Source organism: Streptomyces sp. NPDC043861 (genome assembly GCF_056435905.1).
The window spans coordinates 72,614-87,533 of the sequence record NZ_JBWKDP010000021.1 but is presented as its reverse complement, the minus strand read 5'-3'; the positions used below and the strand labels follow the sequence as shown (position 1 = coordinate 87,533).

Annotated in this window: 10 protein-coding genes; 2 read left to right on the top strand and 8 right to left on the bottom strand. The window is 71.5% G+C overall.

Features of this window, described 5'->3' with window-relative positions; genetic code table 11:
• Positions 1-332 precede the first annotated feature (332 nt).
• On the top strand, positions 333-956 hold the full coding sequence (locus AC068D_RS34305; RefSeq protein WP_478827048.1) for a TetR/AcrR family transcriptional regulator: 624 nt from the start codon (positions 333-335) through the stop codon (positions 954-956).
• 1 nt (position 957) lies between these two features.
• On the opposite strand, the gene AC068D_RS34300 is transcribed toward AC068D_RS34305, so the two are convergent.
• From AC068D_RS34300 to AC068D_RS34280, 5 genes are all read right to left on the bottom strand, one after another.
• On the bottom strand, positions 958-3,351 hold the full coding sequence (locus AC068D_RS34300) for a galactose oxidase-like domain-containing protein (protein WP_478827047.1): 2,394 nt from the start codon (positions 3,349-3,351) through the stop codon (positions 958-960).
• 65 nt (positions 3,352-3,416) lie between these two features.
• A complete protein-coding gene (locus AC068D_RS34295) occupies positions 3,417-4,619 on the bottom strand; it encodes a glycosyltransferase (protein WP_478827101.1) in 1,203 nt (400 codons plus the stop codon).
• A gap of 26 nt (positions 4,620-4,645) precedes the next feature.
• Complete coding sequence (locus AC068D_RS34290) at positions 4,646-6,280, bottom strand: ArnT family glycosyltransferase (RefSeq protein WP_478827046.1); 1,635 nt, start codon at positions 6,278-6,280, stop codon at positions 4,646-4,648.
• On the bottom strand, positions 6,277-7,533 hold the full coding sequence (locus AC068D_RS34285; RefSeq protein ID WP_478827045.1) for a glycosyltransferase: 1,257 nt from the start codon (positions 7,531-7,533) through the stop codon (positions 6,277-6,279). Before AC068D_RS34285 ends, AC068D_RS34290 begins: the two co-directional genes overlap by 4 nt.
• A gap of 203 nt (positions 7,534-7,736) precedes the next feature.
• Complete coding sequence (locus AC068D_RS34280) at positions 7,737-9,797, bottom strand: thioredoxin domain-containing protein (RefSeq protein WP_478827044.1); 2,061 nt, start codon at positions 9,795-9,797, stop codon at positions 7,737-7,739.
• 285 nt (positions 9,798-10,082) lie between these two features.
• On the opposite strand from AC068D_RS34280, the gene AC068D_RS34275 reads away from it, so the two are divergent.
• The gene (locus AC068D_RS34275) at positions 10,083-10,652 is read left to right on the top strand and encodes a response regulator transcription factor (protein WP_478827100.1); all 570 of its coding nucleotides are present in this window, start codon (positions 10,083-10,085) and stop codon (positions 10,650-10,652) included.
• A 252-nt stretch (positions 10,653-10,904) separates the two neighbouring features.
• Here the strand turns inward: AC068D_RS34275 and AC068D_RS34270 are convergent, their stop codons facing one another.
• The 3 genes from AC068D_RS34270 to AC068D_RS34260 form a co-directional block, all read right to left on the bottom strand.
• Positions 10,905-12,668: an ATP-binding cassette domain-containing protein gene (locus AC068D_RS34270; RefSeq protein ID WP_478827099.1), complete on the bottom strand. Its 1,764-nt coding sequence runs from the start codon at positions 12,666-12,668 to the stop codon at positions 10,905-10,907.
• Positions 12,669-12,841: 173 nt separating this feature from the next.
• Positions 12,842-14,656, bottom strand: coding sequence for an ABC transporter ATP-binding protein (locus tag AC068D_RS34265; RefSeq protein WP_478827043.1), 1,815 nt, complete (start codon positions 14,654-14,656; stop codon positions 12,842-12,844).
• 104 nt (positions 14,657-14,760) lie between these two features.
• The gene (locus AC068D_RS34260) at positions 14,761-14,895 is read right to left on the bottom strand and encodes a SapB/AmfS family lanthipeptide (protein WP_478827042.1); all 135 of its coding nucleotides are present in this window, start codon (positions 14,893-14,895) and stop codon (positions 14,761-14,763) included.
• Positions 14,896-14,920: the final 25 nt, after the last annotated feature.

Below are 14,920 nucleotides of genomic sequence, written 5' to 3'. Positions count from 1 at the left end.
ATCCAAACGAGAGGCCCTGGCCTTCGGGACCTTCGCCGAACGCCCCGTGGCAGCTGCCACGGGGCGTTCGGCGTCGTCGCCCCCCGTTGTGACACCTGCTCCGTTTTGACAGTCACTGCCATGTAAATGGAGCTCTTTGCGGAGCTGGGCGCGGCGGCGCGACCGGAGGCAGCAGCACGTACGTCCACGGCCCGGGCACCGACCTGTCGGCGGCGGGACCACGTCCCGGTCACCGCACCGCTCGCGGCCGCGGTGCTGCCGCACACCCGGCCGCCGCGGGCGACGGCATCGGACATGGCTGCGGCAGAAGCGGATGCCCGACAATGTCGACCATGGCCGCCACCGCACGTACACCGCGCAAGGAACACCCTCACCCGATGGGACTGCGCGAGCGCAAGAAGCTCAGGACCCGCGTGGCGATCCGCCGGGCCACGTACCGGCTGGTCGCCGAGCAGGGGTACGAGGCGACGACCATCGAGCAGATCGCGGCGGCGGCCGAGGTCTCCCCCTCCACCGTCTTCCGCTACTTCCCCACCAAGGAGGACATCGTCCTCACCGACGAGTACGACCCGCTCATGGAGTCCGTACTGCGGGGACGGCCCGCCGACGAGCCGCCGCTGGAGTCACTGCGCTTCATCGTCACCGACTCCGTCAGGGCCGTCCTGGAGAACGACCCGGAGGAGATGTACCAGCGGACCAGACTGCTGGTGGAGGTCCCGGCCGTGCGGGCCCGGATGACCGAGACCATGGCCGAGACCTCCCTCCTGCTCTCCCGTGTCCTGGCCGAGCGCACCGGGCGGGAGGCGGACGACCTGGAGGTGCGGGTCTTCACCGCCGCCGTGATGGGCGCCCTGCGTGAAGTGACGATCCACTGGGCGGAGCACGACCAGCGTGACGATCTGGTCGTGCTCCTGGACCGTGCCCTCGACACGCTCAGGGACGGACTCACCCTCTGAACTACCTCTTCAGGTCCCCCTTGCCGCAGGTGCGGCCGTCCCGGTCCGGGTCGAGTCGCAGGGGGTCGTCCTTCCCGTTGACCTTCAGCCGGCCGTATCCGTGCGCGGTCAGCCAGTCGCAGCGGGACTTCGTCGTCGCCTTCACCGGCTTCGGGAAGGTGAGCGGCACACACACGTTCGCCGAGCCGTAGTGCCGGTCACAGCCGGCGACCTGCGGGCTCACCGGGGCGTGCGAACGCCTCTTGCCGTTCTTCCTCGGTGACATGGCGAGGTCGCCCGCGAAGTCGTGGACATGTGCGGAGGGCGCGTCCTGTGCCGTGTGCCCGCTCCGCCCGGATGCGAGCGCCGGGGGCGCGGCCCCCAGATGGACCCACTCGGCGACCGTCGGCACCCCGTTCGCGTCCACGCCGAAGAGCATGTACCAGCCGGGCGGGGCGAGATTCGGGTTGGCGGTGACGTTCAGATCGATCGTCCGGTCGTCGACGACGCTCATCGGCAGATCCACGAACCGCTGGTTCGGGTCGGACGAGTGGGTGACGGCCGCCGGGCGGATCAGCTCGGCCTTGGCGATCGGGCGGTCGACGGTGATCCGCTGGGTGTCGCCGTACTGCCACCCCTTGTCGATCACCGAAGTGATGCGCGGACGTGGGCCCTTGAGCAGATACGGCGGGGTGTAGATCGACACGTTGTGGTTGTACGTGCCGTTGCCGGGGTTGTCGCCCACGGCCATCACACGCCCGTCGGGCAGCAGGAACGCGGAGGAGTGGTACGTCCGCGGGATCGGGTCCGGCGCGAGGCCCGGCTCGTACGAGTCCGTCGTCGGGTCGAAGAACGACGCCTCGTAGACCGGGTCGGCCCGGTCGTGCAGCCCGCCGCCGGTCTCCAGCACCTTGCCGTCCGGCAGCAGCACGGCGGAGACGAACATCTTGCCCTCGTCGCCTGTCTGCGGACGCTTGCCCTGGCCCTGGTCGACGAGACCCTGCGGCAATGGGGGGCCCGCCGTGTACCGGGGGCTCGGCTGCTTCAGGTCGATGATGTCGGTGAGCCGGTTGGCCGCCGGGTTGGTCTCGTTGTTGCCGCCGCCGATCGTCAGGACCCGCTGGTCCTGCGCCGGGGGCAGCAGCACGCTCGCGCTCTCGTCACGCTGGTCCTTGTTCCTGAGGCCCGGCACATCGGTGATGGTGTTGGCGTCGTAGTCGTAGACCGAGGCGCCGGTGCCCGGGGTGCCGTTGCCGAAGACGTGGCTCCCGGAGTAGAAGAGCCGGCCGTCCTGCATCAGGATCATCGACGGGTACAGGCCCCAGAACGACCAGGTCTGGTTGACCTGGTGCAGCGGCAGCCACTTGTTCTCGGCGGCCGAGAACTTCTCCGCCGTCACATTTCCGGTCGAGTCCTCCTTCAGCCCGCCGAAGGAGATCACGTCACCGTTGCCGAGGACCGTCGCCGACGGGTACCAGTGGCCCCCGTTCATGTCGTTGGTCCGCGTGTAGGTCTCGGTCGCCGGGTCGAAGATGTACGAGTCCTTCAGGCCCTGGTAGCCGATCGTGCCGTCGGCGGACGGGTATCCCTTGTTGCCGCTCATCACCAGCACCCGGCCGTCGGACAGCTGGACGTGCCCGGCGCAGAACATGTCGGCCGGTGTCGGGATGGTCTTGTACGTGCCGGCCACCGGGTCGTACACGGCGGAGGTGAACGTCCCGGCCTCGAACATCGACGGGTCGTTGCCGGAGCCGGCTATGAGGAGGACCTTGCCTCCGCGCAGCACCACCGAGTGCATGGAGCGCACCGGGTTCTTGGTGGGCATGACGTCCCACCTGCCCTTGGCGCACTCCTCCGCCGTGCCGGTGCAGACCGGGTCGGGCGTGGGCGGCGCGACCTCCTCCATCGCGTAGTCGTCGGTCGTGACGCTGCCGGTGCCCCAGACGGACACGCCCCAGGCGATCCGGTCGGTGTCCGGCGGGATGGCGGGCGTACGGACCTCGCTGCGGGTCCAGTCCCCTTCCATCGGGAGGGTGCGCAGATCGGTCCAGTACTGCCAGCCTGCGGCGGTGTCGTGCCGGAAGAGGGTCAGGGCGGTGTCCGGGGTCGTCGACCTGTACCAGAAGGACAGGTCGTACTGCCGCTCCGGGACGACCTGCGGGGCGCAGTCGGACGACTCGGTGATGAGGGCCTTGCGGTCGCCGTCGAGACGGCGGGTCAACTCGACCTTCATCGCGGCCGACCCGGTGTGGGCGTCGGACGTCGTGGTGAAGGTGAAGTCGTTGTCGCCCCAGCCGGACTTGGACCAGCAGGACGGCATGTCGCCGCTGCCCGGGGTCTCGAAGCCGGGGTTCCTGACGAGGTTGGGGCCCGCGGTGGCGGGTTGCTGTGTGGAGAGGAGGAGACCCGCGGTCATGGCGGCCACGGCGAACAGCGCGGTCGTGCGGCGTCTCGGTGGCCTCGACCGGTGTGGTGACGGAATCAACTGGTGCTCCTTGCTGTGCGGCTCCTTGCGGTACGGCTTCCTGCCCTACCTCCCTTTCGCGGCAGATAGACGAGCGCCTCGGTTCCGGCGAAGCGCAGGACGAACGTGGTGAGCAGCGCGAGTGCGGTGGCAGGGAGCACCGCGAGCCCGAACTGGCCGACGAACAGGGCGATCAACGGAATGCGCAGCACCAGATCGGCGTTGGCCAGCAGCGCGAACCGGCCCACGCGGTCCGCCCAGTGCCGGTGGTGGCGCCGGTCGCGGAAGAGCAGCACCTCGATGAGGAGGAAGTTCCACACCACGCCCAGCTGGTTGGCGAGGATCTCGGCGGGCAGATAGTGCAGCCCCGCGCCGACCAGCATGTGCAGGGCGAGCAGGTTGGGAACGAAACCGGTGAGCCCGATCAGTCCGAAGGCGATCATCCGGGCGAGCGGGGAGGCGGTGCGCAGCTCGACGAGGTGCCTCAGGAAGCGCATGCCCTCCTTCGCCGTCGACTTGGACTCGCCGGCGAAACGGTCCTGGAAGACGAACGGCACCTCGGCGACGGCGGCGGGACGGCAGCGTACGGCCAGCTCCAGCAGGATCTTGTAGCCCAGCGGCTTGAGCGCGTCGGCGGTCACCGCTGCGCGGCGGATCGCGAAGAAGCCGCTCATCGGATCGCTGATCCCCCGCAGAGCCCGCGGGAAGAGCCCCTTCGCCAGCCAGGTCGCGCCCCTCGACACGGCCACGCGATAGCCGCCCGCAAGCCCGGCCCGGCTGCCGCCCGGCAGATAGCGGCTGGCCACCACGAGGTCGGCGGCCTCCTTCTCGCCGGTGGCGACGAGATCCGGGACGAGGGACGGCGGATGCTGGAGGTCGGCGTCCATGACCACGATCCAGTCGGAGCCGGCCGCCCTCATGCCCTCGACGACCGCTCCGCCGAGTCCGCCCACGGGCGAGTCCCGGTGGATGACGGACACCGGGAAGGGGCACTCCCGTGCGGCATCGGCGATCACGGCCGGGGTGTCGTCGGTGGAGTCGTCGACGAAGACGACCTCACAGGGCAGCCGCGCGGGCACCGACTCGGAGAGCCGGTGCAGCAACTCCCGCACATTGCCCGACTCGTTGAAGGTGGGGATGACGAGGGTGACGGCGCCGGGCTCCGCCACATCGCGCGGGGCTCCCAGCCCGTCGGTGGCGACGTCGGCGGGATCGTCCAGGCCTTCGACCCCAGCATGATGAGTCGTCAATTCCGCTCAGCTCCCCCGATTTTGCGGATCTCTATCCGGTCCTCGCCCTCGCCGAACCTGGCGACGGGCGTCGAATGCTCCAGCGCGGCCTTCACATTGGGCAGATCGCGCGCGTCACGCCGCACTGTCGGCGAGGCCACGACATAGTCGAGATCCCGCCAGCCGCGCGGCATCGTCCTCGTCACCGCGGGGTCGAGGTCGGCCTTGTAGAACCAGATGGCGCCGAGCCCCGGCCGGTACCCGGCGTGCACCAGGTCGAGCCACAGCGCGTCGTCGACCAGGACCCGTGTGCCGGCCGGGTCGGCGACCTCCGTGGCCAGCCAGGAAGCGGCGGCCCGGTACGGGGCATTGGCGTCGGCCGTCATGGCGGTGCGGTCCCCGTCGTACCAGCGCGGTACGACGTACGCGGCGGCTCCCGCGACGAGCAGGCACGCCACCGCGCGGCGGGCGATCGTGGGCACCCGCCCCTCGCCGGGACTCCTGTGTCTGCGCAGCACCGCGTGCGCGACGCTCGCCGAACCGCCCGCCAGCACCAGCGCGAGGAACGGCAGCGCCTGGATGATGTACATGGCGGGCAGATAGCCGGAGCCGCGCATGGCGACGGCCGTCAGGATCGCGACCGCCAGGGCGGGCCCGGCGAGCGCCCTCGCGGTCACCGACCAGCGCAGGGTGAGGAGGAGAAGTGCCGCGCCGGCGACGCCGCCCAGCGGCAGGACCCGGTCGTAGTAGAGCCAGGACTGCAGGACACCATGGGAGCCGGTGCCCTCGGTGAGGATGAACCCGGAGCCCGGGCGGCTCATCTGGTAGGTGATGCCCTCCCACAGCGACACATGTCCTTCGCCGGGCAGGAGTTCGCCCTTGAGCAGGGCGAACAGCGGGTACGAGAAGCCGATCAGGGCACAGGCGGTGACCGCGCCGGTGACCGCGAACTTACGGGTGTCGCGGTGGCTGAAGCGCCACATCGTCACCATCAGCGCGGGCAGGACGACCAGCATGGTCTCCTTCGTCAGCACCCCGACGGCCGCTGTGAGACCGGCCGCGAAGTGGTGCCACAGATGGCGGCTGGGCGATGCCGCGAGGCAGAACGCCAGCAGCACCCACATCACGGCGAGGTTGTCGAGGAAGATCTCCCGCTGGAGGACGACGGACAGCGGCGAGAGGCCGAACAGCACCATCGCGAGCCCGGCCGCCCAGCGCGGCAGCCACAGCCTGCGCGCCAGCACGTAGAGGAGCACCGCACTCGCCGCGCTCACCAGCAGCATGGCGACCCGCATCGGGGCGACCGTCATCGACTCGGGCGCGATCAGCGAGGGTATCCAGGTCAGGGCGGCCAACTGGATCCAGCCGAGCGGCGGATGGTCGTACCAGTAGGTGTAGTGGGCGAGCCCGTCGCCCTGCTGGACCGCCCACGCCTGGGCGAGATAGGTGCCCTCGTCGTCGCTCAGGGTGGGGAACTGCTGGATGTTCCACCCCTGCACCAGCAGGATCGCCACCAGCAGCGCTCCGCAGAGCAGCAGGTCGGGCCGGGAGGAACGGAAGCGGACGACGGGCCGGACGGCGAGGTGCCGCTTCGGGTCGACGGGAGGCGCGGTCGAAGCCTCGGGGGCCGCCGCGGTCAGTGTGGAGGTCATGCGTTCACGTCCTCTCGGGTGAGATGCGCGCCGACATGACTGGTCAGCTCCCACCCCGTCTGGCCCCGCTGCTCGCGCCACACGGCCCTGATGGCCGCGCCCGCGAGGAGCACCTGGTAGAAGGGGCCGCCGGCGATGAGCTTGAGGTAGTGCGAGAAGCGGACCCTGAGCCCGTACTGCGCACCGAAATCGTGGAGTCCGACGATCTCGAAGACGAAGGTCACCAGTGCGGTGATGAGCGGCAGGAAGGTGATGAAGGCGACCCCGACGGGTACGTCGAGGAAGAGTGCGACGGCTGCGTTGAGCGGGATGATCAGGCCGGTGAACGCCTGCATGAACGGCGTCATCAGCGTGTAGCGGGCGAGCATCCGCTGCCCGAGCGTGGGCAGTTGCTTCCAGTCCTTCTTCCGGTAGACCTGAAGGAACCCCTGGTTCCAGCGCGTACGCTGCTTGAGCAGCGACATCAGCGTGCCGGGGGTCTCCTCGCGGGTGACCATGTCCGCGTCGTACGCGACGACGACCTTCTTGCCCTTGCTGGACAGGCGCACGCCGAGGTCGCAGTCCTCGGCGAGGCAGTTCTGGTCCCAGCCGTCGGCCTCACGGAGCACGTCGGTGCGTACGAAGACGGTGTTGCCACCGAGCGGGATGAAACCTTTCTCCGCATGCAGATGAAGCCGGGAACGGAACCAGAAGAAGTACTCGAGGCAGTTGCGCAGCGCATACCACGACGAGTGGAAGTTGATCAGCTGCACGCCACCCTGGACGACGTCGGCGCCGGTGGCGGTGAAGGCGTGGTCGACATGGGCGAGCAGTTCCGGGTGGACCTGGTCCTCGGCGTCGAAGACCCCGACCACATCACCCCGGCAGTGCGGCAGGGCGGTGTTGAGCGCCTTCGGCTTGTTCTTGGTGTCGTGGGTGTCGACGACGACCCGTACCCGGTCCGGGTCGCGGGCCGCGGCCCGGGTGGCGACCTCCGTGGTCTCCGGGTCGTCGTGCCCGACGATCACGATGATCTCGAAGTCGCGGTGGCTGGACTCCAGCAGCCGGCTGATGGTGTGCTCCAGCACCAGTTGTTCGTGCCGGGCGGGCAGCAGCAGCGAGAACGACAGTCCCTCTGCGCCCGCCGGGCTCTCGAAGCGGGTCGACGCGAGCGTCTCCGGCGTGCGCCACGCATGCATCTGCCACCAGAGCGTGAACGCCGCCATCCAGAAGAGCGCCAAGGAGACGGCGGCGATGAACACGGACGTGAGCAATGTGCCCCCCTATAGCAGGGGTGATCGACACGGCAGGCCCCCTCGCCCGCCGCGTGCTTCCCCCTGAAACCCCCCTGCGCATGTCCCCCACGCGCAGCCGCTGTGTCAGCGGTGAAGAGAATAAGCAGATTCTGTGACGGCCGTATGGCTGTTTCGGTGAATACGGCGTTTCGGGCGGGCCACCGAACCCCCTCGGGGGATCTCTACGTACGGGCAGTCAACTCCCGTTCAAGGGACTCCACTTCGGTGACGGGCGCCACACAGGTGAAGTGCCGGCACACATAGGCCGCCGGCCGGCCGTCCACCAGAGGACGGTCCGCGAGCAGCGGGAACTCCGCGCTGCCCGGCTCCCCGGCGGCCACGACCGAACCGGGTGCGGTACCGAGCAGTGCCGCCCTGTGCAGCTCCCGTGTGCCGGGGTCGTCCGCCGGCCCGACGACGGCGATCTCGCGCGGCCCGTCGAGCACCGCCTCGGCGACGGCGAGCCCCCACCCGATGAACCTGGGCGCACGCGGTCCCAGCGCCTTGACCACGCCCAACGCCTGCTCGGCGGCCGTGCGATGGGCTTCGGAGCCGGTGTGGGCGGCGTAGGAGAGCAGCGCCCCGGCCGCGGCGGTCCAGCCCGACGGAACGGCGTTGTCGGTGGGGTCCTGGGGCCGCCGGATCAGCGGCTCGGCATCGTGCGCGGTGTCGTACAGCTGCCCTTCGGGGCCGGTGAACTGGTCCAGCACGACGTCGAGCAGGAAGCCCGCGAACTCGAGCCAGGCACCCTCGCCGGTGACACCGGCGAGCGCCAGGAAGCCCTCGGCGACATCGGCGTAGTCCTCCAGCACCCCCGCATTGGCACCGGTACGGCCGTCCTTCGAGGTACGGGCCAGCCGGGCACCGGGGTCCATGTGCAGCCGTACGAGGAGATCGGCGGCCTCCGTCGCCCGCTCGACCAGATCGGGCCGGTCGAAGTAGCCACCGGCCTCCGCCAGGGCGGCGATCGCCAACCCGTTCCACGCGGCGACGATCTTGTCGTCGCGCCCGGGCCGTGCCCGCTCGTCGCGGGCGGCGAGCAGCCGTGTCCTGATGCGGTCCAGCCGCTCGGCATCCTGCGGGCCCGTGTCCTGTGGAAGCCGCAGCACCGAGGCACCCTGCTCGAACGTCCCTTCCTCGGTCACACCGAAGCACCGCGCGGCGAACTCCGCGTCGTCCTCCCCCAGCACCTCGGTCAGCTGCGCGGGCGTCCAGACGTAGTACGCCCCTTCGACATGCCTCCCCGTGCCGTCGTCACTGTCGGCGTCGAGCGCGGAGGCGAAGCCGCCCTCCGGCGTCCGCAGCTCCCGCACCATGAAGTCCGCGGTCTCCAGGGCGACCCTGCGGGCCAGCTCGCTGCCGGTGGCCCGCCACAGATGCGCGTACACCCGGCACAGCAGCGCGTTGTCGTACAGCATCTTCTCGAAGTGCGGGACCACCCACTCGCGGTCCACCGCGTACCGCGCGAACCCGCCCCCGAGCTGGTCGTAGACACCGCCCCTGGCCATGGCTTCGCAGGTGTCCGCGGCCATCTGGAGCGCGCCCTCGGAACCGGTACGCGCGCAGTGCCGCAGCAGGAACTCCACGACCATCGACGGCGGGAACTTCGGCGCCCCGCCGAACCCGCCGTGCACCGCGTCGTACTCTCTCGTCAGTCCCAGCAGCGCCTGGGCGAGCTCTTCCCCCAGCTCGGCCGGACGGACCCCCGCCTCGCCCGGCTGCCCGTGGCCTCCGTAGGCGAGCGACCGCCCCGCGAGGTCCCTGGTGATCTTCCCGGCCACCTCGGCGACCTCGTCGCGCCGTCCGGTCCAGGCCGACGCGACTCCCTCCAGCACCTGCGGGAAGGACGGCATGCCGTGCCGGGGCGCGGGAGGGAAGTAGGTACCGAAGTAGAAGGGCTCGGCGTCCGGGGTGAGGAACACCGTCATGGGCCAGCCGCCCTGCCCGGTGGCGGCCTGCACCGCCTCCATGTAGACGGCGTCCACGTCGGGGCGCTCCTCGCGGTCGACCTTCACGGCCACGAAGTGCTCGTTCAGATACGCAGCGGTGGCGTCGTCCTCGAACGACTCGTGAGCCATCACATGGCACCAGTGGCAGCTCGAATAGCCGACGCTGAGCAGTACCGGCACCCCTCGCCTGCGCGCCTCCTCGAACGCCTCGGGGGACCACGGCCACCAGTCGACCGGGTTGTCGGCGTGCTGGAGCAGATAGGGGGACGTCTCATGGGCGAGGCGGTTCGGCATGACTCCATCCTGCCTCAGCACAACCCGTCGGCTCAGCGACCCGGCCAGCGCGCCACATGCGCCTCGTACGCCACTATGCGCGCCGAAACAGCGACCGAGCGCACGCGGGGCGCACAACTCGGGCACCATGCGCTCCTGTACCTCCCCCCGGGGCGACTACTTGTCCGACTAGCGGGCACCGGCTTGTTGGAATTGACGGCATGTGATCGACCGATCACAGTGCCGGCAGGCAGGTGAAGGGGGACCGTCGTGATACGGGTGCTGCTGGTGCACGACACGAGACTGATGCGATCGGCGCTGACCGCGCTGCTCGGGACGGAACGCGACCTCGAGGTCACCGCGGCATCCTGGCGCGGAGCCGCCGGGCAGGCACAGTCGGTGCGCCCTCATGTGTGCGTCGTGGACGTCGACTGTCCGGGCTCCGTCATGCTCGGCGCGGTGGCCGGTCTCGCCCGGCGCATCACGGGGCGCGGCGCCGCCCTGCTCGTCCTCGCGACGGACTCCCGGCCCGGTCTGCTGCGTCGCGCCTTCGACGCCGGAGCCCTGGGCTATGTGAGCAAGGACGCGGGGCCCCAGCGATTACTCGACGGCATCCGGCGGGTGGCCGAAGGCGAGCGCTTCGTTGACGAAGCGCTCGCCTTCGGCTTTCTTCGGGCCGCCGAGATGCCGCTGACCCCTCGTGAACTGAGCGTGCTGCGACTGGCGGCCGAGGGGTCGACCATCGCCGAGATCGCCCGCAGCCTGCATCTCTCCCTGGGGACCGTCCGCAACTACATGTCCGCGATCACCCGGAAGACCGGAGCACGCAACCGGGTGGACGCGATACGGATCTCCCAGCACGCGGGCTGGGTCTGACCGACGCCTGCGAAGCGGCCGCCCGGACGCGAACCGGACGCCGGACGCGAACCCGCTGCCCGGAGGCGAACCGGAGGGCGGCAGCCGGATCCGGCCCTCGGGGCGCCCCCTGGGCTCGCGCCGCCCGGCGGCCGGTCGCGACGGTGCGTCCGCGGCACACGTACAGGCACATACCGCGGCACAGGCACCCGGCGCATCCGTGCGGACCGCTCGCGCCGCCCGGTCCGGCCCGGTCCTGCCCGGTCCTGCCCGTCAAGCGCCGCCGGGCGTGCCCTGCCCCCAGTGCCCGACGAGATCCCGGTACATCTCGGACCGTTCGAGCAGCTCCTCATGGCGTCCGGACATGGCGCGCACCCCGTCCAGCACCAGCACCCGGTCCGCTCTTCGCGCGGAGCTGATGCGGTGGGCGATCACCATCAGCGTGCCCGGCCGCTCGGCGAAGGCGCACTCGGCCCGCGCCTCGGCCGCCGGGTCCAGATGGCACGTCGCCTCGTCCAGGAGCACCAGCCCGGCCGGGGAGAGATACGCACGGGCGAGGGCGACCAACTGCCGTTCCCCCTGGGAGAGCGCCGCCGGGTCGACCGGCTCGTCCAGTCCGCCGAGCCTGCGCACCAGCGGACCGAGCCCGATGGCCTCCACCGCGGCGTCCACCGCCGCGTGCGGTGCCCCGGCGGGGCACAGATACAGCAGGTTGTCCCGCAGGCTGCCGGTGAACACATAGGCCTCCTGCGGTATCAGGGCCCGAAGTTGCGCGGCTCGGTGCCGGTTCGCGTGCCGTACGGACGCGCCGCCGATCCGCAGCTCCCCTTCGTCCGGTACGAGCAGCCCGGCCAGCAGTGCGAACAGGGTGGACTTGCCGATGCCGCTGGGGCCGACCACGGCGAGATGCTCCCCCGGCTCCACGACCAGATCGAGACCGTCCACGACAGGCCGGGCCGACGGCCCGTAGGCGAACGACACCGAGCGGAGCTCCACACGGGGAACGGCCACGGTCGCGGGCAACGGCTCCCCGCGGTCGGCGACCGGCCCGGTACAGGCGGTGGTCCCGGGGGCGGTGCCGCCCGTGCCATCGGTGCCGCCCGTGCCACCCGTGCCATCGGTGCCGCCCGTGCCGCCCGTGCCATCGGTGCCGCCCGTGCCATCGGTGAGATGGTCGAGGATCACCAGCAGCCGGGTGCCCGCAGCACCCAGTCCGGTCATCAGCGTGTGCAGGGCCGGCAGCAGCGCCTGCGTCAGATAGGTGAGTGCTCCCATGAGCGCCCCCGCGGTGATCCCCCGGTCCAGCAGCCACGGCGCCGCGGCCAGCAGCAGCACGACCGGCAGCTGCCCTGCCGTACCGAGGGCCAGCGTGCGTACGGCCGCCCACCGGGCGAGGGACCGCGCGGCCCGGGTCTGGGCGTCGATCAGCAGCCCCGCCGCTTCGGCCGTCCGCTCGCCCGCGCCGCAGGCGACGATGTCCCGCACGCCCGTGACGAGCGAGCCCAGCCGCTGGGCGAGGTCCTCGTCGGTGTGGAGGAACTCCCGCTGCCGAGCGGCCATGGGACGGAGTGCGGCGGCGAACAGCAGCAGCCCGAGCACCAGCGGTGGCAGTACGACCAGCAGCAGTGCCGGTGCCAGGGCCGCCAGGCCCAGCAGAACCCCTGCGGCGGTGAAGACGAACGACCTCACGACCAGTACCAGTCCGGCGAAGCCGTCCCGCGCGGCCTCCGTCTGATGGGTCAGCCGGGACACGGCGGTGCGGCCGCCATCCGTTCCGGGTCCCGCCACAGCGGCCCGCAGGGCAGTGGTGACCACCCTGCGCACCAGCCCGTCGCGCAGAGGCTCGACGAGGTCCGCAAGGCGGCGGAACACCCTGTCGGTGGCCGTCCCGCCCACGACGATCGCGAGCGCGGCCACCGCCAGCCAGGCCAGGCCCGCTCCGGGCCGCCCGGCGAGAAAGCCCCGGTCCAGCGCGTTGGCCACGCTGTATCCGCCGAGGAAGGTCTGTGCGGACTCCAGCAGCGACCAGCCCCCCATCCCCAGCAGCGCACGCCGCCGCTGAGCGAGAAAGGTCCGGCCCCTGGACAGCACCCTGCGCAGCGCACCTCGCGGGCGCTTCCCGGCGGCCGGCGCGCCGCGGCGGACCTGCGGTGCCGGCACTGCCGGACGGAGGGCCCCGCCCTCCGGCGGCCGCGTCCTCTCACCGGCCGTCAACGCGAGCCGTCCTGGGGCTGGTTGACGCTGTCCGTCGCGGCGAACACCGCGCGGTACCCGGGCAGTGCCCAGAGTGCCGCATGCGGCCCGACGGCCCGGACCCTGCCCTCGTCGAGCCAGGCCACGAGGTCGGCGCGGGCAGCGGACGACGCCCGGTGGGCGATGACCAGACGGGTTCCGGGCCGGACGTCGTGCAGCAGGGCACGCACCACCTGGCGTTCCGTGACGCTGTCCAGGCTTGATGTCGCGTCGTCGAGTACGAGCAGCCGGCCGGCGTGCGCGAAGGCCCTTGCGAGTCCGAGCCGTTGAGCCTCCCCACCCGAGAGCGGCGCGCCCGCCAGCGGGGTGGAGTACGCACCGGGGAGCCGCCGGATGAAGGTGTCCGCCCCTGCCGCCGTTGCCGCGGCGACCGTCTCGGCCCATGACGGCTCGTACGGTCCGAAGGTGATGGCCTCCCCCACCGTTGTGCCGAAGAGGGCGGGCCTCTCGAAGGCGTACCCCACCTCGCGGCGCAGGGCCGGCTGCCGGAGCGCGGTCAGCGGAACGCCGTCCAGGAGGACGGTTCCGTGATCGGGATCGGCCAGCCGGCCGGCCACCTCGGCCAGGACCGTCTTGCCCGCACCCGACCGGCCCACCACGGCCAGGGTCGCACCCCCGGGCACGACGAGGTCGACCTCCCGGAGCACCGGCCGTCCGTCGTGCACCACGGTGACATTGCGCAGTTCAAGCCGCCCGGGGCCGTTCGCGGGCAGCTCCCGGTTGCCGTACGCCATGGCGGGCGCGGCCAGGACCTCGGCCATGCGCCCGGCGGCGGCGCGGCTGCGCAGCAGGGCCGCGAGCTGCCCCACGACCGCGCCCATTCCCGCGGCCAGCGCGGCATAGCGGAGTACGGCGAGCAGCTCGCCGATGGTCAGCTCACCGGCGGCCAGTCGCAACCCTCCGACCGCGAGCACCCCGGTCTCCAGCAGCGGCAGCAGGACCGCGCCCCGGGCGACGGCCCTGCCGTACACCCGCCACACCTGCCGCCCGCGCACGGCGAGTTCGGGCAGCGGGGCCAGGATCCGGTGCCGCTCCCGGTCCTCTGTACCGGCGGCCGCAACCGTACGGGCTCCGTCGAGCGCCTCCACCAGCCGGGCGGCGATGTCGCCCTGGACACGCTGGTACTGCGCCACTCCGGCGGAGGTGCCGCGGGTGAACGCGCGCAGCAGCAGGATCAGCAACGGGGCTCCGGCCACGAAGACGGCAGCCGTCCAGACGTCGATGAGCGCCAGTGCCACCAGACCGCCCACCGGCAGGGCGAGGGAGGGCAGGGCGGCTGCGGCGGTGGCGGGAGCCGTGGCCGCCTCGGTCGCATTCCCCGTCAGCCGGGTCACGAGGTCCCCCGGGGTGAAGCGCGCCGCACCGCGGGGTCCAGCCGCGAGCACGTGCCGCAGGGCACTCCGGCGCAGCCAGGCGGCGGAGCGTGCCGTGACCGTGCCGGTGAGCAGGGCGGAGACGGCGTCGCACAGCATGTCGGCGACGATCAGGGCGGCGCAGAGCGCCAGCCACGGTCCGACGTCCGCGGACCGGCTGAGCACGAGGTCGAGCGTGCGGCCGAGCACGGCGGGCAGCGTGACGGCGGCTGCCGCCGAGGCGAGAACGGATGCCGCGACGGCCGCGGTCCGTACGGCGGACGCCCGCGCTGCTCCGGTCAGCAGCGGTCGGGCCCCGGCACCGATTCCGGATCCGGCGTCGGTCCCGGCCCCGGCTCGCCCCGGAGCGTCATGGTCACCGGTCCGGGACGCGGCAGCTGCAGGCGGTCTGGAACTCATGGGTGGTTCCTCGTCGTCCGAGCGGAGCGGTCCCGGGCGGATGACCGCCCGGGACCGGAGGACCGAGTCACCGCCTCGTGAAGCCGTCCACGAGGCGGCCGAACTCAGTTACAGGTGGTGACGCTCAGGCTGCTGTCACCGCAGAGCAGCAGGCTCGCGCGGCTGCCGCCGCCGGTGGCGATGTCCTCGCCGAGCTCGTCCTTGGGGGTCTCCATGCTCTGCAGGTCGAGAAGCGACATGATCGTCTTCCTTTCATCGGGGACG